1 protein-coding gene is annotated in these 647 nt (G+C 71.9%); it reads left to right on the forward strand.

Annotated elements, in window-relative coordinates:
• On the forward strand, positions 1 to 647 hold a 647-nt coding region (locus tag ACT54X_RS28780), incomplete at both ends, for a hypothetical protein (protein WP_476350056.1).

Raw genomic sequence — 647 nt, forward strand, 5'->3', positions numbered from 1 at the left:
ACCGACGGCAGCCGGGCGCTGGGCGCCGGCCAGAGCGAGCAGCTGGGCTTCACCGTGCGCGTGACCCTCAAGACGAATCGCACCGGTGGGCGGGTGACCTACACCAACAAGGCCTGGGCGGCGGCGCTGTCGGCCAACACCATCAACTTCGACCCCGCGCTGGTGGCCGGCGCCAGCTCCGCCTCGGCCGTGGGCCTGCTGGTGGACCCGCAGGGCACCGTCTACGACGCCGTCAGCCGCAGCCCCATCGCGGGGGCGGTGGTCACCGTCAAGCGCCAGTCCTGCGACGGTGGTACCCCCGGGGCCATCACCGCCGACCAGGTGCTCGGCGGCAACTCGGGCGTCTACACCTTCAACGCCGACGGCACCCTGTCCATGACCACCGGCGCCGACGGCAACTGGCAGTTCTACTGGCTCGCGCCGCCGGTCTCGGGCAAGTGCAGCTACACCGTCTCGGTCACCCCGCCGGCCGGCAGCGGCTACCTCTACCCCTCGCAGCGCATCCCCGCACAGGGCGGCACCTTTGCCAGCTGCGGCGCTGTCACGCCCAACCCCCAGTCGCCCAAGGAGGGCGAGGCCACCACCTGGTACACCAGCCTGGCCTCCGGCTTCAATGCCGACGGCAGCGCCTGCGACGTGGTGCACAA

Source organism: Pseudacidovorax sp. DMC4, from assembly GCF_056314265.1.